At 54.0% G+C, this 21,455-nt stretch carries 22 protein-coding genes; 5 read left to right on the top strand and 17 right to left on the bottom strand.

Annotated features, from left to right (window positions below):
- Positions 1-34: 34 nt before the first annotated feature.
- The 6 genes from cysN to HZS79_RS00775 all read right to left on the bottom strand — a co-directional run bounded on the left by cysN (position 35) and on the right by HZS79_RS00775 (position 5,230).
- Entirely contained in the window at positions 35-1,474 is a 1,440-nt protein-coding gene (gene cysN, locus HZS79_RS00800; RefSeq protein ID WP_179926829.1) for a sulfate adenylyltransferase subunit CysN, read from the bottom strand.
- A 12-nt stretch (positions 1,475-1,486) separates the two neighbouring features.
- A complete protein-coding gene (gene cysD, locus HZS79_RS00795) occupies positions 1,487-2,446 on the bottom strand; it encodes a sulfate adenylyltransferase subunit CysD (RefSeq protein ID WP_162217481.1) in 960 nt (319 codons plus the stop codon).
- A gap of 179 nt (positions 2,447-2,625) precedes the next feature.
- Positions 2,626-3,360 carry a phosphodiesterase gene (locus HZS79_RS00790; RefSeq protein WP_162217480.1) on the bottom strand — a complete coding sequence of 245 codons (735 nt, stop codon included), beginning with the start codon at positions 3,358-3,360 and terminating at the stop codon, positions 2,626-2,628.
- Positions 3,360-3,806, bottom strand: a complete 447-nt coding sequence (locus HZS79_RS00785; RefSeq protein WP_179926828.1) for a DUF1249 domain-containing protein — start codon at positions 3,804-3,806, stop codon at positions 3,360-3,362. The genes HZS79_RS00790 and HZS79_RS00785 overlap by 1 nt, the downstream gene beginning before the upstream one ends.
- 2 nt (positions 3,807-3,808) lie before the next feature.
- Positions 3,809-4,495 (bottom strand): NUDIX domain-containing protein, encoded by a 687-nt coding sequence (locus HZS79_RS00780; RefSeq protein WP_179926827.1) that lies wholly within the window; start codon positions 4,493-4,495, stop codon positions 3,809-3,811.
- A 90-nt stretch (positions 4,496-4,585) separates the two neighbouring features.
- On the bottom strand, positions 4,586-5,230 hold the full coding sequence (locus HZS79_RS00775) for a TRAP transporter TatT component family protein (protein ID WP_162217478.1): 645 nt from the start codon (positions 5,228-5,230) through the stop codon (positions 4,586-4,588).
- Positions 5,231-5,409: 179 nt separating this feature from the next.
- On the opposite strand from HZS79_RS00775, the gene greB reads away from it, so the two are divergent.
- A complete protein-coding gene (gene greB / locus HZS79_RS00770) occupies positions 5,410-5,943 on the top strand; it encodes a transcription elongation factor GreB (RefSeq protein WP_162217477.1) in 534 nt (177 codons plus the stop codon).
- A 97-nt stretch (positions 5,944-6,040) separates the two neighbouring features.
- Here the strand turns inward: greB and HZS79_RS00765 are convergent, their stop codons facing one another.
- The 8 genes from HZS79_RS00765 to HZS79_RS00730 form a co-directional block, all read right to left on the bottom strand.
- Positions 6,041-7,324 (bottom strand): TRAP transporter large permease, encoded by a 1,284-nt coding sequence (locus tag HZS79_RS00765; RefSeq protein ID WP_179926826.1) that lies wholly within the window; start codon positions 7,322-7,324, stop codon positions 6,041-6,043.
- A gap of 12 nt (positions 7,325-7,336) precedes the next feature.
- Entirely contained in the window at positions 7,337-7,810 is a 474-nt protein-coding gene (locus HZS79_RS00760; RefSeq protein ID WP_179926825.1) for a TRAP transporter small permease, read from the bottom strand.
- Positions 7,811-7,870: 60 nt separating this feature from the next.
- Positions 7,871-8,857 carry a C4-dicarboxylate TRAP transporter substrate-binding protein gene (locus HZS79_RS00755; RefSeq protein ID WP_179926824.1) on the bottom strand — a complete coding sequence of 329 codons (987 nt, stop codon included), beginning with the start codon at positions 8,855-8,857 and terminating at the stop codon, positions 7,871-7,873.
- A 112-nt stretch (positions 8,858-8,969) separates the two neighbouring features.
- Positions 8,970-10,100: a mannitol dehydrogenase family protein gene (locus HZS79_RS00750; protein WP_179926823.1), complete on the bottom strand. Its 1,131-nt coding sequence runs from the start codon at positions 10,098-10,100 to the stop codon at positions 8,970-8,972.
- Entirely contained in the window at positions 10,097-11,734 is a 1,638-nt protein-coding gene (locus HZS79_RS00745; RefSeq protein ID WP_179926822.1) for a UxaA family hydrolase, read from the bottom strand. The genes HZS79_RS00750 and HZS79_RS00745 overlap by 4 nt, the downstream gene beginning before the upstream one ends.
- A complete protein-coding gene (locus HZS79_RS00740) occupies positions 11,731-12,771 on the bottom strand; it encodes a zinc-binding alcohol dehydrogenase family protein (protein WP_179926821.1) in 1,041 nt (346 codons plus the stop codon). The genes HZS79_RS00745 and HZS79_RS00740 overlap by 4 nt, the downstream gene beginning before the upstream one ends.
- A gap of 174 nt (positions 12,772-12,945) precedes the next feature.
- The gene (locus HZS79_RS00735; RefSeq protein WP_179926820.1) at positions 12,946-13,788 is read right to left on the bottom strand and encodes a fumarylacetoacetate hydrolase family protein; all 843 of its coding nucleotides are present in this window, start codon (positions 13,786-13,788) and stop codon (positions 12,946-12,948) included.
- 22 nt (positions 13,789-13,810) lie between these two features.
- Positions 13,811-14,551: an SDR family oxidoreductase gene (locus HZS79_RS00730; RefSeq protein WP_179926819.1), complete on the bottom strand. Its 741-nt coding sequence runs from the start codon at positions 14,549-14,551 to the stop codon at positions 13,811-13,813.
- A 247-nt stretch (positions 14,552-14,798) separates the two neighbouring features.
- Between HZS79_RS00730 and HZS79_RS00725 the strand changes: the two genes are divergently transcribed.
- Entirely contained in the window at positions 14,799-15,575 is a 777-nt protein-coding gene (locus HZS79_RS00725) for a FadR/GntR family transcriptional regulator (RefSeq protein WP_179926818.1), read from the top strand.
- Positions 15,576-15,598: 23 nt separating this feature from the next.
- Here HZS79_RS00725 and HZS79_RS00720 read toward each other — a convergent pair whose 3' ends face one another.
- The 3 genes from HZS79_RS00720 to HZS79_RS00710 are packed head-to-tail and all read right to left on the bottom strand — an operon-like array spanning position 15,599 to position 18,992.
- Positions 15,599-16,594, bottom strand: a complete 996-nt coding sequence (locus HZS79_RS00720; protein ID WP_179926817.1) for a methyltransferase — start codon at positions 16,592-16,594, stop codon at positions 15,599-15,601.
- Positions 16,591-17,439, bottom strand: coding sequence for a methyltransferase domain-containing protein (locus HZS79_RS00715; RefSeq protein ID WP_162217475.1), 849 nt, complete (start codon positions 17,437-17,439; stop codon positions 16,591-16,593). Before HZS79_RS00715 ends, HZS79_RS00720 begins: the two co-directional genes overlap by 4 nt.
- Positions 17,440-17,483: 44 nt before the next feature.
- Entirely contained in the window at positions 17,484-18,992 is a 1,509-nt protein-coding gene (locus HZS79_RS00710) for an amidase (RefSeq protein WP_179926816.1), read from the bottom strand.
- Positions 18,993-19,118: 126 nt separating this feature from the next.
- Between HZS79_RS00710 and HZS79_RS00705 the strand changes: the two genes are divergently transcribed.
- Genes HZS79_RS00705 through HZS79_RS00695 form a run of 3 tightly spaced genes read left to right on the top strand, consistent with a single transcriptional unit; the run spans position 19,119 to position 21,447 of the window.
- On the top strand, positions 19,119-20,039 hold the full coding sequence (locus tag HZS79_RS00705) for a beta-keto acid cleavage family enzyme (protein ID WP_179926815.1): 921 nt from the start codon (positions 19,119-19,121) through the stop codon (positions 20,037-20,039).
- Complete coding sequence (locus HZS79_RS00700; protein WP_179926814.1) at positions 20,036-20,992, top strand: L-carnitine dehydrogenase; 957 nt, start codon at positions 20,036-20,038, stop codon at positions 20,990-20,992. Before HZS79_RS00705 ends, HZS79_RS00700 begins: the two co-directional genes overlap by 4 nt.
- Positions 20,992-21,447 (top strand): thioesterase family protein, encoded by a 456-nt coding sequence (locus HZS79_RS00695; protein WP_162217471.1) that lies wholly within the window; start codon positions 20,992-20,994, stop codon positions 21,445-21,447. The genes HZS79_RS00700 and HZS79_RS00695 overlap by 1 nt, the downstream gene beginning before the upstream one ends.
- The last annotated feature ends 8 nt before the right edge of the window (positions 21,448-21,455 follow it).

The raw sequence follows: 21,455 nt of genomic DNA, 5'->3' as shown, positions 1-21,455 counted from the left end.
TTTCGCTAAGTACCATGTTTCGCTAAAGCACCCGCTAGCGTAGCAAGTCGCGCACATCCTTCGCTTCCCAATGCGGAAAATGCTTACGCACTAGCGCGTTCAAGTCACGCTCGAAGGCTGCCCAATCGGTAGCGCTGCTGATCTGCTCGCGTGCCTCGGCGGTCCCACGAATCATACCCGCTCCCACCGTTACGTTAGTCAGCCTGTCGATGATGATAAAGCTGCCGGTACCGGGGCTTGTGCGATAGTCATCCACTGGAATCGCAGCCGTTAACTCTACTGCACAGCGTGCAATCGCATTTAAGCCCAGCGAATCCGTGGCATGTCTTTCAAGCGTATTGACGTCGATTTGGTAATCGATATCACTTACCTGACCCGACAGATCACGAGTGGCGAGCTTAAAGTCATAAAGCTTACCCGGTGTTAGGGCATCTTCATGCATCCACACGATATCCGCCATAAACGCATTAGAAAGCGGCAAATCGGCATCGGCACTGACAATCCAATCACCACGGGAAATATCAATCTCGTCTTCCAAGGTAACGGTAATTGCTTGGCCTGGATAAGCGGCACTTAAGTCGCCGTCAAACGTCACCACACGCGCAACCCGTGATGTTTTACCCGATGGCAGCGCTTTTACTTCCTGGCCTGGGTGTAGAATGCCTGCCGCCAGGGTGCCGCAATAACCACGAAAATCCAGATTCGGACGATTAACGTACTGTACCGGCAGACGTAAATCAGTGAGGTTTTGGTCACGGCTGATTTCGACACTTTCCAGCAACTCAATCAGCGTTTTACCTTCATAGTTTGCACCGAAATACCAGGGCGTCTGATCACTTGGGTTAACTACGTTGTCGCCGTTCAGTGCCGACATCGGTACAAAGCGAATATCCGGTGCGCTAAGGTTGGTGGCAAAGGCGCGGTATTCATCAACAATTTCGTTGAAGCGCTGCTCGGAGAAATCCACCAAATCCATTTTATTAACCGCAATCACCAAGTGCTGAATGCCCAACAAATCGGCAATAAAGCTATGGCGACGGGTTTGGGTCTGCACCCCATAACGGGCATCGATCAAAATAATCGCTAAGCTGGCCGTTGAAGCGCCGGTAGCCATATTACGGGTGTACTGCTCATGCCCTGGGGTATCAGCAATGATGAACTTACGCTTTTCCGTAGAGAAGAAGCGGTAAGCAACATCAATGGTAATGCCCTGCTCTCGTTCTGACTGCAAGCCATCCACCAGTAGTGCCAAATCAACCGTATCACCGGTCGTGCCACTGGTTTTAGATGCTTGGGTAATCGCCGCCAGCTGATCTTCAAAGATCATTTTAGAGTCGTGCAGCAGCCGTCCGATCAGCGTCGACTTGCCATCATCAACGCTGCCACAGGTGATAAACCGTAGCAGGTCTTTGTTTTCGTGCTCGTGAAGGTACTGCTCGATATTGTCAGCAATTAAATTGGATTGATGAGCCATTAGACCTACTCCTTAAAAATAGCCTTCGCGCTTTTTCTTTTCCATTGAACCGACTTGGTCACGATCAATGGCGCGGCCGCTGCGTTCACTGGTTTTGGTCAACAGCATCTCTTGAATAATCTCGGGTAGTGTGGCCGCCGTTGATTCCACTGCACCAGTCAGTGGGTAACAGCCTAATGTCCTGAAGCGCACAAATTTTTCTTCAGGCACTTCACCTGGCGCTAGAGGCAAACGGTCATCGTCGACCATGACCTGCATCCCATCACGCTCAACCACCGGACGTTTGGCGGCATAGTAAAGCGGTACAATGGGAATTGACTCGAGATAGATGTACTGCCAGATATCTAGCTCGGTCCAATTCGAAAGCGGGAAGACGCGAATTGATTCGCCCTTATTAACGTTGGCGTTATATACATTCCATAGCTCAGGGCGCTGGCTCTTTGGATCCCAGCGGTGGTATTTATCGCGGAAGGAGTAGACACGCTCTTTAGCCCGAGAGGCTTCCTCATCACGACGCGCACCACCAAAGGCCGCATCAAAGCCATGCTTATCGAGCGCTTGCTTCAGCGCCTGAGTTTTCATGATATCGGTATATTTCGCACTACCGTGGTCGAAGGGGTTGATATTGGCAGCCCGCCCCTCTTCATTGGTGTGCACAATCAGTTCCATTCCCGCTTCTTCTGCCATGCGGTTACGAAACTCGATCATTTCACGAAACTTCCAGGTAGTGTCCACATGCATCAACGGGAATGGCGGTGTCCCTGGGTAGAAGGCTTTTCGCGCCAAGTGCAGCATTACCGAGGAGTCTTTACCGATGGAGTACATCATGACCGGGTTACTAAACTCAGCGGCGACTTCCCGGATAATGTGGATCGATTCAGCTTCTAGCTGCTTTAAGTGGGTCAAACGTGCCGCATCAGGTGCAGCGGGCACCTCACGCTGGGACGCCGACGGCGCAGAAAACTGGTTCATTACCTACTCCCTCACAAAACGGTGCTTGCACGTGCAAACGCTATTTGCCGCCTGACGGTAGCATTGCCGAAAGACGGTTATTTGAGGATAGGGTAACGCCGAGCCAATAATAACCCAAAAGAATTAATAACTATCTTTTTATATCTTTATTGCCTAACCGTGCCATAACAGGTGTGACATTACACAAGGACACGTTCCACCCAGGTCTGCCATTCACTGCCATGGAGGTCAATAACTCGATAGCCGGGCCGAGAAGCTTCATCAATCGCAAACTGTTCAGCGCCGGGTAAGAATTGGTCGGCGATGGCGGGACAGCCATACACGTCAATTTCAGTATCCGCGGTACAATGCAGCTGGGCATAAGCTTGGTGTGCATGGCCAAACAGAATAATTTTAACCTGAGGGTAGTCGTTTAACAGTTGCCAAAATGTATCGCGATCCTGAAGACCAATCGCATCCATCCACACAGCGCCCACATCAACAGGGGGGTGATGCATCACAATCAAGGTTGGGCGATCATCTTCTTCCAGGCGCGCAGCCAGTGCGTTTAAGCGCTCAGCACCTAACTCGCCATACGGCTGGCCTTCCACATGAGTATCCAGCAGCAGTAATCGCCACTGCGCTAGATCGACCTCTTCCACCAGCGGGTGTTCTGCTTGCATGAGTGCTAGCTGATCATGATTACCAGGAATCCAGACCCATGGGCACGGCAACGATGCCAGCGCTTGGCACGCCAATGCGTATGAGGCGGCCGTTTCGTCTTGGCTCACATCACCGCTGAATACGACGATGTCAGGCCGCTCAGCGATTACCGCTTCCAGTACACACTCAAACTGCCGCCACGGAATCCCCGCTCGTGAACGAGCCGCTTTATCGGCATGAAGGTGCGAATCGGTAATCTGAACCAGTCGCATCAGGGTAACTCCGGCATATCATAGGCATGCCCATGGGCTAGGCCATGCGCCAGCCACTCACCCAGAAAGCGATTAAGCTGCAGTTTCTCATCGGGCTGATGCATTCTGGCATTCGGATAACGGTAGCGGCCACTAAAGTGCCGCTCACGTTGAAAATCGGTCACTTCTGCCATACGCACATCGTGGTAGAGGTGAACACGCATTCTGGGGCCTTCGATAACGGCATCCAGGGGACCGCTCTGGGTCACTTCCACCATTGTGGTATAAGGTGCATGCTCCAGAATTTTAAGATGTAAATCACCAAAATGTTGGTCGTCACCATGCAGCGCGATATCGCGCCGCTGGCCACTTTCCATATCGCCTACCAAACGAAGCATGCGCATATAGTTGGCGCTACATTCGCCCTGCAGGGACTTCAAATCGGTGACATAGGCGGTTCTAGCCATGTTCACTCCTTTTCAGATTCGCTTGGCATCGTCGCTGCTCGATGAGAAGCAGCACGCAGCGAAGCGCGTTGGCTCGCTAACCAATGTAGCCCAATCAAACACATGGCGTTGTCGAGTCTTCCCTGCTCCAGGAGTTCCCATGCCATCGGGAAAGTCACCACGTGAACACGAATATCTTCATGTTCATCATCCAACCCATGAATGCCCCCCATGCCCTGGGTATCCACTAAACCACAAAAGAGTGTCACGCGTTCGTTACACGCCCCTGGGCTTGGGTAATAGGTATGCAATTTCGTCAACGCGCCGACCTGACAGCCAGACTCTTCCAAGGCTTCACGGCGGGCAACGTCTTCAAGTGGCTCGTCTTTATCTGCCAACCCCGCCACCAACTCCAACTTCCAAGGGGAAAGCGGATCGTCAATCGCGCCAGCACGAAACTGCTCGATGAGCACTAGCGTGTCACGAGCGGGGTCATAAAGCAGCACGCCAACAGCATCAAAGCGGTTATGCACCTCACGGCGCACCGTGCCGCTCCAGCCACCTTCAAAGAGGCGATGCCGCAGCTCTATGGCTTCCAAGCGAAAAAAACCCTGATAAAGGGTCTCTCGCTGAATAAGCTCGACATCGTCTCGGCCTAACTGAGGCGGCGCTGACGCATCGGGCACTAATGAATTAGGGCTAGATGCCATGAAGCACTCCCAGTATTAACAATCGTTCTATTATCAATGCTTACTACTGGGAATGCCAATTCGCCTATCAACCCTTTAGGAAGGGAAGAACTACAGCTGACTCAACAGTTTTTCAGCCTCTCGACGCAACGCTTCATCAGATGCTTGACGGCTCTCGCGTGCAGTACCGTTCACCGCACGCTGGGCATGCTCGCGAGCCGCTTGGGTATTTCCCTCGTCCTTCAAGAACGTCGCGTAGTAATAATTCACATCAACCCCATCTGGGCGGATCTCCAGCGCCCGTTGGAACATTCGCTCTGCGGTATTGCTGTTGCCAAAGCCTAACGGCCTTCCTGGGGCGCGATCATAGAGCGCACCGAGCGTGACATACGCCGAACCATTGCCACCCTGTGGATCAATCTCAATGGCTCGCTCTAGTACATCCCGAGCATCGCCTGCTGTGCCTAATGCCCCAAGCCCACCCCGTTCGCGGGCGTAGGAAGCCAGCACAATACCTTGCCAGATCAGCACCTCTGCTTCATTGGGGTACTGATTCGCAAGTTGCTCCGCCTCACTGGACAATGACTTTAACGTACTCTCCCGCTGGTTAGCGGGCAGCTGCGTTACGGTATGTTCCCAACGATTTTTGAGCGAGAACACGTCCCCCTCGTAGGCAGACGCTGCTAACGGGGCTAGCACCAACGTGCTACCCAAGGCAGCGGCGATAAGTAAGCGTGATAAGCGGGTTGCGCGCATAATGAGCTCCTGGTTTGTTTTTGTGCTCTTCTAGCAAATAACACAGTTGTTTTTTGGGCCTGACATTACCCACCCTCATAATGTAACGAACGTTTGAATGATTCGCCAATAAATATGAGTTTTGTGAACAACAGTGCCATTAGCGTAAGCTGGTGCTCTTTACGGAGGTGGAAAACGCAATGAAAGGCCGCAATATGACGCGCTGGCGCGACCCAGCGAAAGACCCGCGCCAAGAACCTAAGAGCAACCTGATTACAGCAGAGGGGGCGGCTCGTCTGCGCGCTGTCTTGGATCACCTAGCGCGGGTTAAACGCCCCGCCATTTCGGCCAAAGTCGGCGAGGCCGCCGCCCAAGGTGACCGCAGCGAAAATGCCGATTACACCTATAACAAAAAAGAGTTAAATCGCGTTATTGCCCGCATTGGCTACCTAACGAAACGTTTAGACGAACTACAAATTGTTGACCGCCTGCCCGCTGACACCAGCAAGGTTTTTTTCGGCGCGTATGTAAGCCTAGAAGATGAAAACGGCGAGCAAGTCCACCTGAGGATTGTTGGCCACGACGAAATCGACACCAAAAAGCGCTGGATCAGTATCGATGCCCCCATGGCCAAGGCATTACTGGGTAAAGAAGTCGGCGATGATATAACGGTGCTCACGCCCAATGGCGAGACATTCTATACTGTGATCACTATTCGCTATGCGGGGATGTAAGCACCTGCTACTTGAGGTGGCTAAGCCTGTAACGAGCAGTCTGCCATGGTGACATCCCCGATTCGTACGGTATGGGGTGTATCACTTTTTTACCTAATCAGAACACTAGATTAGGCAACGCTAACGACACCGCTGGCACAAAGGTCGTCAATAGCAGCACTCCCACCATTACCAACCAGAACGGCATAACGGCACGGATAAAAGACGCCACATCAATGCCTGTGATACTGCAGGTAGTAAACATCACCGTCCCCAATGGGGGCGTAATCGTGCCAATCGTGGCATTGATAATAAAAACAATACCGAAATGCACCGGATCAACACCGAACTGGGCAGCGACAGGTGCCAATAACGGTGACAGCACAATCAAGATGGCATTGCCTTCCAGAAACATTCCTAACATCAACAGCAGCACATTTGCCAAGAGCAGGAAGGCGATAGCACTACCAACCTGTGAAGAGAGGAGCATGGCAATTTCCTGAGGTATCTGCTCCCAAGTAAGAAAACGGGCAAATCCTGACGCCACTGCAATAATGAAAAGCACATTCACAGAGGCCAGAAGTGACTCATTGGTTGCCAACGCGATGGTCTTGGGCGTCATCTGCTTATAAACAAAAACTCCAACGATGAGTGCGTATAGCACCGCCATAGCCCCCGCTTCGGTGGGCGTGAAAAGACCTATACGAATACCCCCAATCACCACTAAGGGCAGCATTAAGGCGATGATGCCTGCGCGAGTGACACTGACCCACTCATGACGCGTTACTTTTTTGCGCTCAGGCGGTTGATAGTGATGGCGGCGGCATAGGTAGGAAACCAGCACCATTAGGCTTATCGCCATCAATACTCCGGGTACGACTCCTGCTAAAAAGAGGCGCCCTATGGATACGTTATTGACGTAGCCATACACAATCAATGCAATACCGGGTGGAATGGTTGATGTAATCAGCGACGATGCCGCCGTTACCGCACCGGAGAAGGGCTTGGGATAGCCCTTCTCGGTCATCGTCGGCACCAGCAGTTTTGCGTTCATAGCAGCATCGGCAATGTTGGAGCCAGAAAGCCCGCCCATAAAAGTACTCAACAGTACGTTCGCCTGAGCCAACCCACCGTGCATACGCCGCGTCAGTAGCTCAGCTAGTCTGAGTAGACGGTCGGTAATACCAGAATAATTCATGAACACACCGGCCATAATAAAAAACGGGATGGCCAATAACGATATAGACTCCAGCCCCCCTGCTAAGCGCTGAATGAGCAACATCGTCGGCTGGTCAGCCCCGACAACAAAGTAAAGAAAGGTAGAGAAAAACAGCGCAAACGCAACAGGAGTACCTAACAGAAACAGCAAAAACAGTGCGCTAAGAGCAATGCTGACAGCCATGATAGTTGGCTCCTATGGTTGATATCGCTGAACTAGCCGAACCGTACAGTGATAAATCATCACCGCGGCACTGATAGGGATCGCAACATGAATCCAGTAATAGGGAATTTGCAGCATCGGCGTACTACGTAATGCTGAGAAACTAAGCAACTGGATTCCCCAATACAGCATGACCAGGGCACTGATCAGAATGATAGCCGTGCTAAATAGCTGTTCATTCCAGCGCGCCAAGCGCGGTGGAAGCTTATCGGTAACAAAACTAATGAACACGTGCTCTCGGCGGCGTACTAATGCACTCGCCCCAAGAAAAGTAGCCCAGACCAGTAGTAGCTGAAGCACTTCTTCTGTCCATGCCAGAGGAGAACTGAACAGATAACGCATAAAAATATTACTAATGGCCACTAGAAAGAGCGCGAAAACAGCTGCCGTAGCGAGAACTTCATCAAAACGCATGATCCGATCTAGCCACGTGAAAATACGCTTCATATCAGACTCCTCGACGCGCTCCCCCAGCAGGTGCTGGGGGAGCATAAAATCCCACACACATTAGCCGTTGATGATCTCGTAGACAGTCTCATAGAGACCATCACTCCACTGCGGAAACGCGCTTGGAATCTGTTCGGCAGCTCGCTCTCGGAAAGGGGTCGTATCCACTTCGTGAATCTCTACCCCTTCGCTACGCAGTTTGTCTAGCGCCTGTTCACTATCTTCGGCAACTAGTTTGGCGAGGTAGTCGGCCATTTGCTGACCCGTCTCGGTCAGTATTTGCTGCTGCGCTTCGTCAAGCTGGTTCCAGAACGCTTGGCCAGTGACGAAAGGGGCTACGGTATGCATATGCGCCGTTAAGCTAAGGTGCTTAACCACTTCATGAAACTTACCGCCATAGAGCACAGCCGCCGGATTCTCGACGCCATCCACCATCCCCTGGGCTAACGCGGGGTAAACATCCCCTAGTGACATAGGCGTGGGCGTTGCCCCCATGGCGCGAATTGCCGCAACGTACATCTGAGAGTTCTGCACACGTACGCCTACACCATCGAGATCATCAGGGCTGCTCACCGGCTGCCGCGTCAACAAGTGTCGGACGCCGTACACGGCGTTAGGAATAACAATGTGGTACCCCGCAGACTCCACCTGCGCCACCTGGTCAGCAAACCAGTCGGAATCAAAGACCTTGAGTTTGGCGTCAAAATCTTCACTTAAATACGGAGCATCCAAGACGGATAGATCAGGCACCGAATCGAGAAAATTACTGTAAGCGGTGATTGAAATAATCGCCGAACCAAACCGAGCCTGCTCCAACACGTCGGTTTCAGAGCCAAGCTGACTGGCAGGAAATGCCTTCAGTTCCAGCTCACCATTACTTGCCTCGCTGACCCATTCAGCCCACTGGTTAACAGCCACATCCACTGGCTCACCAGGCTGGTTGCCATAAGCGACACGAATCACGGTGCTTGCATGGCTAGCAGTGGCAAAGCCAATGCTGGTTACCGTCGCAAGCGTAATAGCGATAGAGAGTTGATTAAGGCGCATGACGTACTCCACTTTTTTTTATGTTTAACGGTAGTTGCACCTGCCCTTAAGGCAGTGTTGTTTTACAACGTTGGGGTGACTGGCGGGTTATCGCCAAATGGAAGCCAGTCGATCAGACACCTCCCATATGCTCTGCCCGCTTAATCGCAGCATTAAGCCGTGGCGTTGGAATGTTGTACGGTGTTGCCATGGAGACTACCGGGCTTAAACGACGTGCCAGCTTATCGCGGTGGTAATTCGCAATATCTTCCAGGCGATGATCAAGGTAGGGGTTCTCAAAACGTTCCAGCGTGGTTAGCCAGTAAGCCGCCAAGTCCATACCCGGTAGCTCCAGCGATAAAACAGGCAGCACCTCACGCTCCATGACCTCACTGAGCCGATTACGTAGCTGCGGCTCCTGTATGGCTTCTCTAACGTAGCTAACGCCTGCTAGCCCTAGATGGCGCCACTGATCAACCAAGTAGGTATGGGCCAGATTGAGGATATGTAACTTACGTAACTCGTAAGGTTGTAATGAACTTACTACCTCGACGGCAGCATGCTCAAAGGGCATCACTAGGCTGGGCGTTTGCTCTATTGCCCAAAGCGCATAAGGCTCCGCCACCGCTCCTACTGGCTCCAGTGGCGCCGAGACAATGCGGTCTACCAGCGTATTGACCCAGCAGCAATCAGACACCAGCCATGCATTGAACTGAGTATCTTGATAATCCTTACGCGCTAATGTAGCCACGATCTTTTTAAGTACCTGTCCATTTCTGCTGAGCAACTCACAGGGCAGCATGGTTAGCCCTGGCCGCCCTGCCTGGAAGCGCGCGTAGAGAAGTTTGGTAAGTTTGCCTGGAAAACTCCTGGGCAGAGCCGCCAGACTAGAATCGTCGGCCACTTGGTAGCCACTATCCCCCGTATTGGAAACCACCCAGCGTGCCGTATTGATAAAGTGATGTTCCAACGCCTGCCACTGCTCTTGAGCAATCAGGCTGCCTGCAATACTAGCTATTGAGCATCGCTCATCAACCCGCTGGCCATCGCGCAGCCCCTTAATATGCAGCGGGTAGCTTCCTTCCCGTGCCAGAGCAGCTGCCTTGATTTTACCTTCTGGACGCTGCGACGTTTGTACGACCAGCACAGCCTCTTGGCTACTGCTGTTTTCAATTGCCGCGCCAGCAAAGGCGGCAACATGACCAAGCAGAAAACGGCTGGTGCCAAACTGGACGATAGTCGCCTGGGGCAACGACAATTTCACAGCGACACTCCCCGTTTCCAAGGCATAAAGTCCAGCTGCGCTAAACGTTCTGCCTTGGTCAAATAGCGACCCGATGCAGTGTCAATGCATAGGCTCAGCAGCTGATCCGCCAACTCAGCGATATCAGCTTCACCACGAATAATCGGGCCTGCATCAAAATCGATCACATCGCTCATCCGGCACGCTAATTCGCTATTACTGGCAATTTTGATCACTGGTGCCACGGGGTTACCGGTGGGTGTGCCTAAGCCAGTGGTAAACAACACAAGGTTGGCGCCGGAGCCAACCAGTCCGGTGGTAGACTCGACATCATTGCCAGGCGTGCAGAGTAGATTAAGCCCCTTGCGAACCATGGGTTCGGTGTAATCGAGCACATCCACCACGGGGCTGTCGCCCCCTTTCTTAGCAGCACCGGCCGACTTGATGGCGTCAGTGATCAAACCATCACGCACGTTGCCCGGTGAAGGATTCATAGAGAAATCGGCCCCTACTGCCTGAGCGTGACGCTGATAAGCCGACATTAATGACGCAAATCGCTCCGCCACTCGCGGCTCACTGCAACGGGCAAGCAACTCATGCTCAACACCACACAGCTCCGGGAACTCACTCAAAATACCGCTGCCGCCCAGTGCCACAAGACGATCCACCACGGCTCCTACCACTGGATTGGCAGAGATTCCGGAAAAACCATCCGAGCCGCCGCACTCAACGCCCAACGTTAGTTCAGAGAGCGGCGCTGGCTGCCGTGTCGCTTGATTGGCCTGCTTAAGGCCATCAAAAATCGCTGTCAGGGCATTACGAATCAACATCTCCTCGCTTTCAGAGCGTTGCTGCTCGAAATAGCTGACGGACTTGTAGCCATTGGGATCACGTGCGCTAATGGCCTCTTGCAGCATAGTAATCTGCGCTTTCTGGCAACCCAGGCTAAGTACCGTTGCGCCCGCCACATTGGGATGACAGATGTAACCCGCCAGTAGCTGGCAAAGTGCTCCGGCATCGCTGTCCGTGCCACCGCAACCCAACTGATGAACAAGAAAACGCACACCATCAACGTTGGGGAATAGCCGTTCACCAGCGGTTACAGCTGACTCAGGGGCATCTTCCCCGTGCAATAACTGCCTCGCCATGCGTTTGTAGTCATAAAAAGGGTCGTCCCCTAGGGCATCAGCCACGCACTGGCGCAACACTTCGATATTACGGTTCTCACAAAACACCAAGGGCACCACTAACCAAACATTAGCTGTTCCCACTCGGCCGCCAGGGCGGTGATAACCGTCAAAGGTTGTCTTCTCGAACGCGGTTACTTCGGGGGGCTGCCATGCATCCTGGCGAGCACTGGCAGGTAAATCCTCCGTCGAGTGCACCAGGTTGTCGGTCGTAATGGCCTCACCTGCCGCAATGGGCTGGGTCACTTTACCGACTCTAACCCCGTACATAATCACCATCTCGCCAACAGCCATATCGCGAAGTACGAACTTATGCTTATGGCGCACAGGCCCAGGAAGCTTGATATTGACGCCTTGATCCTCAATCACCATGCCCGCAGGCAAGTCCGTCAAGGCAACGCGGACATTATCCAGCCGATGCACTCGCAGCGTGCGATAGGGCGTTTGAGTCGCAATCAGGTCACTCATAGCTGCACCTCTTCAGCATCAATCGAGATCATGGCCTTAATAACCTGATGGGCAGGATCGCACCACTGAGGCATTCGGGCAGGCACATCAGCAAGGGCAGCACGATGCGTAATCATCGCGCTAGCATTGATATCACCGCTCTCCATCAACGACACCACGCAGTCAAAGTCTTCGCGAGTGGCGTTACGGCTGCCGATGAGTGTCAGCTCTTTTTTATGAAAATCAGGATCACTGAAGGTAATGTCAGCTTTCACTACGCTGACCAACACATAGCGCCCACCATGTCCCGCCAGATCAAACCCAGCCTGCATGGCGTGAGGGTTACCAGTGGCATCGAACACGACATCGGCTAATGCACCACCATTTAACTCGCTTATTTTTTCAACCATATCCACTTCCTGAGGGTTCGCCACCGCACCGGCGCCGAGAGCCTCGTGACAAAAAGCCAGACGTGATGCGTTGGTATCCACCATTAAGGTACGAGCCCCTCGGCTTCTGGCAACTTGCAGTACTCCCATACCAATGGGGCCTGCCCCGACGATCACGGCCAACTCATCCGCCTGCAGCGCACTGCGCCTTACCGCGTGTGCACCAATCGCCATGCACTCCACTAGCGCCAACTGATCGATGCTGAGGGTTCCCGACACCACCAAGTGAGAGGTGGGTACCGCCAAGTACTCGGCCATTCCACCATCTTGGTGCACGCCAATAACCTGCATGTGCTGACAGCAGTTGGTTTTATGCTGCTGGCAGGCACGGCAACGACCGCAATGCAGGTAGGGAATGACATAAGCCTGTTTTCCCAGTAGGTGCTGGTCATCATGTCCATCAGCAACCTCGACTATCTCACCGGCAAGCTCATGGCCTAATACACGTGGATATTCAAAGTAGGGCTGATTGCCACCGTAAGCATGAATATCCGTTCCGCAAATTCCGATGCGACGAATACGCACCAAGGCTTGCCCAGGGGCGCACCTTGGGCGGTCTGAGTGACGCAGCTCAAGGTGATGCGGTTTCGAACAGACAAGAACTTGCATTAATGCCCTCCTTTTTCACCAAGCCCTGACCACCAAGCGCAAACCATTGCTATTCCGACAGGTACTTTGATCTAGTGGTCAGGCCTTTAATGGCAAAAAATTTTACCCTTAAGGTCTGTCACGCATCGCTATCTCGGCACCGCCGAGTAATCCCCTTGTCGCTAGCATTGAGCTCTACGCCTGCACCACTCGCTGCTGCTGCTCACCGAGACCTTCAATACCTAGACGCATTTGCTGCCCATCGCGAAGGTAAACAGGTGGCCGCTGTCCCATGCCTACCCCTGGAGGCGTTCCCGTCGAAATCACATCACCGGGCTGCAGGCTCATAAAGCGGCTCAAGTAACTGATAAGAAAAGGCACTTGATACACCATGGTGGACGTATTGCCATCCTGATAACGCTGACCGTCTACCTCAAGCCACATACCCAACTGGTGTGGATCAACGATTTCATCGCGTGTCACCAACCAAGGGCCTAAAGGGCCGAACGTATCGCAGCCTTTACCTTTGTCCCACGTGCCACTGCGCTCTAATTGAAACTCACGTTCAGAGACATCATTCACCACACAGAATCCCGCCACATGTGACATGGCATCGGCTTCATCAATGTAGCGCCCCCCCTTACCAATAATCACCCCAAGCTCTACTTCCCAATCGGTCTTCTTAGCACCGCGGGGAATCTCCACGTTGTCATTGGGGCCGCAGATAGCGCTAGTCCATTTATTGAAAATGACCGGTTCAGGAGGGACGTCGGCGCCCGTCTCTGCAGCGTGATCAGAGTAGTTAAGACCAATACAGATAAACTTTCCCACCTGACCAACACAAGGCCCCAAACGTGCATCAGCGGCTACTTCCGGCAGTCCAGAGAGATCCATATCACGAAGCTTCTGCAACCCTTGATCACTCAACACATCGCCAGCAATATCGCTTACGATGGCGGACAGATCTCGAACCTTACCCTGACTATCGACAATACCTGGCTTCTCTAGCCCCGGCGCTCCAAAACGTAACAGCTTCATAGTGTTATACCTTCTCCAGTAATCAGTTCGCCCAACCACCATCAATTAATTGTGTGGTGCCGGTAATGAACCGCGATTCATCGCAGGCCAGAAAAGTCGCCAGTGCAGCGACTTCCTCTACACGCCCTAGCCTGCCCATCGGCTGTCGGGCAATGAAAGTCTCAAGTACTTCCGTATCACTGCGACCCTCTTTACGTGCCTGTTCAGCAATCCGCTGTTTTAGTGAAGGCGACTCAACAGTGCCAGGACAAATCGCGTTGCAGCGGATACCTTGCGTCATAAAGTCGGCGGCCACTGACTTGGTCAACCCGATAACCGCGGCTTTGGAGGTGCTATAGGCACTGCGATTGGCGACACCTTTAATGCTTGAGGCCACGGAAGCCATATTGATGATGCTGCCGCCCCCGTTTTCCAACATACCTGGTAAAAACGCCTGTAGGGTATGAAACATTGAAGTGACATTCAGCTCCATCGAACGCTGCCAAGTAGCCTCGTCGCATTCGAGTATCGTGCCACCTGCCACCATACCGGCACAGTTAAACAGGATATCCAAGGTAGGGAGTGAATCGGCTAAATGGTGAATCGCTTGGCTATCTGTGACATCCAGGTAATAAGCTTCAACACCAGGCATCCCCTCTAAGCTCTCAATATCAATATCTGTCGCGAAGACACGAGCTCCCTCGGCAACAAAGCGCTCGACGCTAGCACGACCAATGCCGTTTGCTGCGGCAGTGATCAGGGCGGTTTTATTCTTGAGTCTCATGCGATGGCACATCCCTTAAAGCTGGGGGCACGCCCCTAAACCTATGGCATGCCCTTAAAAAGAATGGGAACATATGGTAGGCCAAATCACCCAGACACCCAATGGCCTGACCAATGAACCAAGTATGCTAGAAGCACTTTGTTCCTGGCAAGCCTCAAAAAGCTAAATAGCAGCTTTTTCGGATAAACTTTAGTCGCTATAAACTTTAGTCAAAAATCACCGATGAAACAGATAGGAAATACCACGAATGCCTATTCAAACCATCCGTTCGCAGCGCCTCTATCGCCAGATTGCTGATCAGTTACAACAGTTAATCAATGATGGCGAGTTCCCTCCGGGGACGCTTTTACCCCCCGAGCGGGAGCTTGCCCAATCACTGGGCGTCAGCCGTGCCTCGGTGAGAGAGGCTTTGATTGCTCTGGAAGTGGTTGGGCAGGTGGCCGTTCGAGTCGGCCATGGCGTCGTGGTTCTTGAGTCACGCTCCACGCCTATGGAGTCCGTGATGCGCGCAGCTGCTCGAACCGAACCCTGGGCAATCGACCCAGAGTTCGAGAGCGAAATTGAGCTCAATCTGGACGAAGAGATCCCGCCCTTTTCACTTCTCCAGACGCGCCGCTACCTGGAACCGGAAATTGCCGCGCTGGCAGCCATGAATGCCAACGAAGAGGATATGAAAGCGATCCGTTCGGCTTTTGAGCGGAATGTAGCTGACAATGCCAATGGCGGACGCAATTGTGCCGCAGATCGACTACTGCATACAGGAGATCGACTACTGCATATTCGTATCGCCGAAGCATCAGGCAACGCGGCCTATGCGCTTGTCATCAAGCATCTGCTTGGCCACAAGTACGGTGCCATGTTTCGTCGACTCCAGGAGCTATTTATGGAAACAGATATGCCACAGCGCTCCCAGGGCGACCACGAACGGATCGTCGAAGCCATTGAAGCGCGCGACCCCGCTGCCGCTCGGCGTGCTATGGAAGTGCACCTGGACCACGTGCTCAATGTGTTCTTTGCTGAGTAAGCCTGTGGCTAAAGGGGCGGCAACTAGCGTGTTGGTTTAATAGCACCGTAAACCTTAAAGCGCCGATTATCTGCCAGCGTTTCAAAGTCTTGAAACACCCGCTGCAAGTGATCGGGATAAGGCAAAAAGCCGTTCGCAACGATCACCAGACGCCCCCCCGTGCGTAAATGCGCAGGGGCCTCGCTGATCAAGCGCTGACTCGGGCCATAGGTAATCTCTCGCTCCTGATGAAACGGCGGATTGCTGATGATCAGATCAAACTGCTCATCCTCAAGCGCTGAATAAACGTCGCTCTCCAGCACCCGCCCCTTCAGTTGGTTGGCTGCTAGCGTTCGGCGACACGCTTCCGCTGCAAACGCACTGACATCCACGGCGGTGACCTGATGGCCTCGCTCGGCAAGCCAAGCACTGATAATGCCGTCGCCGCACCCCATATCCAGCACGTTAAGCGGCTTTTTGGGCAAGCTAGCCTCAATGCTTTCCAGCATTAAACGCGTGCCTTCATCGACCTTGCCGTGCCCAAAGACGCCAGGATGACTCACCAGTTTTAAATCTAGCGCTTCAAAGGTTTGCCACGCATTGTCCTGCTCCATCGCTATCGTGCGAGTGGCAAACAGTGAGCAACGCCGCGCGTTATCGAGCTTATCGCAGCGCATGCCCAGCTCGCTAAGTATCTTTGGCACGCGCTTGACGCCTCCCTGGTGCTCGCCTACAACATCGACCGGGGTGTTGTCAGGCAGCACATGGCATAGCCATGTTAGCCACCAGATCCCCAGTTGATGGGCTTTTGGCCAGAACAGCACGATCTGCCCAGTCTGCTCGACAAACGGAACATCAAATGGGCTGGCGGCGACTTTACCACCGGCCACCCACTGCTCACGCAGCGCCACATGATCACTTATCATCGCCGTGGAATGCGCTTGTAACCACGCATCTGCAGGCGGCGCAACAGGCCATAAATTAGCCGATTGACCATAGAAACGTTCAAGAAGTTGGCAAGCGGGCAGTTGAGCGCTCATACATCAGCCTCGGGTTTGGTAAAGGTATAAAGTAAATAGCGGCCTAGCCGCCAGTGAGGGTCTTGGCGACAATACTGCTTTTCGAGCGCCAGCAGCGATGCCTGCTCGCTCTCTTCTGCGGGGGGATGGCGCAAATAATCCTGGAAAACTCGTATCCCAGCAACGGCCTGCATCACTAAGCCGTTATCCGCTCCCCACTGGCACATTTCGTCGTGGGTGACGGGGGAAATAGGCGTTAAACGCTGTCGCTTACCCTTGCCTTCAAGGTGGTCACTAAGCGCTTTTTGCAGATTACCTTTTATGACATTAGAAAAACGTAACGCATCGCGGTTAAACACCATCAAACTTAACTGCCCACCAGGGGCAAGAAGACTCGCTAGCGTTTGCACAGCCTGTTCAGGCTCACCCACCCACTCCAATACGGCATGGCAAGTAATCAGCGACCAAGGCCCAGGGGCTTGCTGCGGCAACAACTGAAGTGGCGAGGCAAGATAGCGAAGCTGTTCTGGCAGCCAGGCACCTGCGGCACTACGCTCGGCATGCCACGCGCTGGCATGGGCCAACATATCCTGGGAAGGTTCTGCCATGGTCACTGCGTGCCCACGCTCAGCAAACCATCCTGAAAGTTGTCCTAAACCACCACCAACATCAAGCACAGGCTGCTCTGTCAGGCGCAGCATTTGCGGCAGCAAATAATCCAGCATCGCCAGGCGCAGCTCGCCACGGGGCGCTTGATAAAGCGAACGGGAGAACTTGTCGACCAAGCCGTCGAAATAGCGATCTCCCGCCTGGGTTAGCTCATAGCTTTTTGGAGTATGGCTTGTTGATGTATCAATTGGATGCATGCATGACGCCAAACGTTGACTCAAAGCCGCGTAGTTTAACCTGCTTAAGAGCCCAGCGCTTGTTGATATGCGGGGCATTGCCAATCACCATGCCGCTCCATATCCGCCGCCAGCTGTAGCAGTTGCTTATCTTCACCCAGGCGCCCCACCACTTGCACCCCAACGGGCAACCCATTGGCCGCTATATGGAAGGGCACTGACATAGCAGGCTGGCCGGTAAGGTTCGCCAGTTGCGTAAATGGGGTGCGGCTAAGTGCATCCACCGCCAGGCGTTTCAACATCCCTGCTTTGAGTGCCAGCGATGGCAGTCCGGGAATCGCTAACAATGACATCAACCGTTCACGAGCCGCAGAGGGATACAGCTCACCTATTTTAGGTGCAGTATCCGCAGCTACCGGCATGACCAACACGTCATAGCGCTGATGAAACTGGCTCATCTGTTCGCCAGCCACGTGCCAATAGCGCTTGGCAAGCTCATAATCTCGCGCCGAAAGCTTGGCGCCCAATCGCCCAACGGCCCGTGTTGAAGGCTCAATCGCTAGCCGCTGCACCGGCATACTGGTTTGCTGGCTTACCCACTGCAGGTCAGCGGCTAAATGGCCAAGGTAGAGCGTCAGGTAACTATCGGCCAAGGCATCGCCATCAACCGGTGGCTCACACCACTCCACCTCGTGCCCCATGTCGGCCAGTGCCTTTGCAGCCTTCTCAACCGCTATTTTCACATCTGCACTTAATTGGGTATCCAGTCCGTAACTTAAAAAATTACCCAGCGACACGGCGATGCGTAGCGGCTTAGAGGAGGCTGATAAGGCATCTACATAGCCCGTTTCCCGCGGTACGGGGTAAGGCCCAGAAGGCGCCATGCCGTTAATCTGTTCTAGCAACGCTGCACTATCGCGCACGCTACGGGTGATGGCGTGCTCGACCACCGCGCCCTGCCACACTTCGCCATGGGCAGGCGCAAGCGGCACCCGCCCGCGGGAAGGTTTAAAACCGAACAAACCACAATAACTGGCGGGAATGCGGATAGAGCCACCGCCATCGCCTGCCAACGCAATAGGCACCATCCCGCTAGCGACCGCGGCCGCGGCACCACCGCTTGACCCCCCAGGGGAATAGCCTTCCCGCCATGGATTTTGCGGGTGGGGAAATGCCTTGGGTTCCGTAATCCCCATCAGCCCTAATTCCGGCGTGGCCGTTTGTCCAACCAGCACTAGTCCAGCCTCCCGCACACGCTGAATAAGCAGTGAGTCCTCTTTGGGGCACCACGCTGATAATGAGGAGCTTCCGAATGCCAGGGGCTCACCTGCCAAGGCCATCAATAGATCTTTACTTAACGTTGGCACACCCGCAAACACTGAGTTTTCCGACACTTGGTCACACTCGTGTTTCGCTTTTTCAAAGCGTGTTCTAACGACGGCATGAAGAGATGGATTAAGCGCTTCAATCGCATTCATCGCCGCATCAAATACCTCAGCCTGGCTGACTTCTTGGCGGCGAATCAGCTCGGCAAGGCCGGTGGCGTCGTACTGCTGGTAATCGTGAATATGCATCGCATTGGCTCCGTCTAAATAATTACGACGCTTTGCGCATATTTGGCGTCGCTTACTGTCAATCACTAGCGAGCAATCTCGCCATACTGATGAGCGCTATCTAGAACTACTGTCATGGAGCGCCCAATGAACCGCAATGTTATTTTGACCTGCGCCGTCACTGGCGCAGGCGACACCACGGGAAAGAACCCTAATGTCCCTGTCACCCCAGCTCAGATCGCTCACGACTGCATCGCCGCAGCGAAAGCCGGAGCCAGCGTTGCACATATCCACGTTCGCAACCCTGAAACCGGTGGCATCAGCCACTCTCTCGACCATTTTCGCGAGGTAATGCAACGTGTGCGCGAGGCCGAGGTGGATATTGTCATGAACATTACCGCCGGCGGCGGCGGAGATTGGATCCCCGACACCAAGGACCCTACCCGCGGTGGTCCAGGCACTGACATCCAAACACCCGCCCAACGCCATGAACCCGTGGGCGAGCTCTTGCCTGAACTCTGCACCCTGGATTGCGGCAGCCTCAACTTCGGCGACATGGTCTATATAAACCCCGCTGACTGGCTGCGTGAACATGCCAGACTTGTGCAGGCCGCCGGTGTAAAACCGGAGCTGGAGTGCTTCGACCTGGGCCACGTGCGGTTCGCCAGGCAATTGCAACAGGAAGGACTGATCGATGGCGACTCTCTCTACCAGCTCTGCTTAGGCATTCCATGGGGCGCTGAAGCTGACACCGAAACCATGTTAACCATGCGCAACAAACTGCCGGAAAACGCTCAATGGGCAGCATTCGGCATTGGTCGCCACCAGATGCCCATGGCGGCTCAAGCAGTACTGCTAGGCGGTCATGCGCGCGTCGGCCTGGAAGACAATCTCTATCTGAAAAAGGGAACCCTGGCCACCAACGCCCAGCTGGTAGAGCATGCCGCCACCCTGATCGAGAACCTTGGCGCCCGAGTCATGACACCCGCTGAAACCCGCGCTCAGCTCACGCTGCGCAACCCGCATACCGGACACACCAACGCAAACGCCAACGGAGGCCAGGAATGAGCCAGCAGCTATCTGTTATCGGCACCGGGGTTATCGGCAATGGCTGGATCGCTCGAGCCCTGGCTCGGGGCTGGGACGTCGTCGCCTTCGATCCAGATCCGGAGGCACCAAGGCGCACTCGTGCCTTTGTTGAGAATGCCTGGGAGTCTCTGACCCGTCAGGGCCTTGCTGAAGGCGCCAGCCCCGAGCGACTACGCTTTGCCGAAAGCTTAGAAGCGGCTGTCGAAGGTGCTGACTTAATTCAGGAAAACGTGCCTGAGCGGCTTTCGCTTAAGCGCGAGATTCTGACTGCCTTGGATGCTGCAGCGAACCCAGACATACTCATCGGCTCATCAACGTCCGGCTTCAAGCCCAGCGACTTACAGCAGGACTGCACACGGGCGCCAGGGCGAGTGATCGTCGCTCACCCCTTTAATCCGGTCTATCTGCTACCGCTAGTGGAGCTCGTTGGCGGTGACGCCACCACGCCTGAAGAGATAACGCGCGCCCGTGACTATTATCAAGCCCTTGCCATGCGGCCACTGGTTGTACGTCGGGAAATTGAGGGGCATATTGCTGACCGCTTGATGGAAGCGCTTTGGCGCGAGGCGCTGCACTTGGTAAACGACGGCGTCGCCACTACCGAGGAAATAGATGCAGCGGTAATCTACGGCTGTGGCCTGCGCTGGTCACTAATGGGCACTTTCCTCACCTTCCATTTGGCTGGCGGCGAGCCGGGCATGCGCCATATGTTGGAGCAGTTCGGTCCGGCACTAAAACTGCCATGGACGAAGCTTGAGGCCCCTGAGCTCACCACACAACTTATTGATCGAGTGGTAGAAGGTTGCGAGCACCAGGCCGCTGGGCGCTCGGTGGCCGAGCTTGACCGCCGTCGTGATGAGTTTCTGGTAGAACTGCTCGGTTTAGCACAAAAATATTGGCCCGAAGCCGAAGGCTTGGAGGGACGTATCTGATGGTCATTTTAGAACACCGCGTCAAGTCGGAGTGGGTCGATTACAACGGCCATATGAACGATGCCGAATATGCCCGTGTATTCTCGCTGGCGGTAGAAGCACTAATGGAGCATATCGGCCTTGATACCTCAGGCCGCGCACGCCACAGCTACACGATCTATACCCTTGAGACGCATCTTTGCTATCGCCGCGAGGCCCATGAGGGGCAGCCACTGAGCGTGGAACTAACCCTGCTGGATCGCGACACCAAGCGCCTGCATGTCTTCTTCAAGCTACACGATGAAACAGGCAACCTGCTGGCCACCAGCGAGCAGATGTTGATGGGCATTGACAGCAACACTGGTCGCTCCGCGCCTTTCCCACTCCCCATTAAGGAAGCCGTTGCAACACTGCCCCAAGCCGCTCCCTCGGCCTGGCCGGAGCTGGCTAGTCGCACCATCGCAATACGCCGCTAATGCCATCG

Source organism: Vreelandella zhaodongensis (genome assembly GCF_013415115.1).
Classification (GTDB): domain Bacteria; phylum Pseudomonadota; class Gammaproteobacteria; order Pseudomonadales; family Halomonadaceae; genus Vreelandella; species Vreelandella zhaodongensis.
This window is presented reverse-complemented; position numbering and strand designations above follow the sequence as displayed.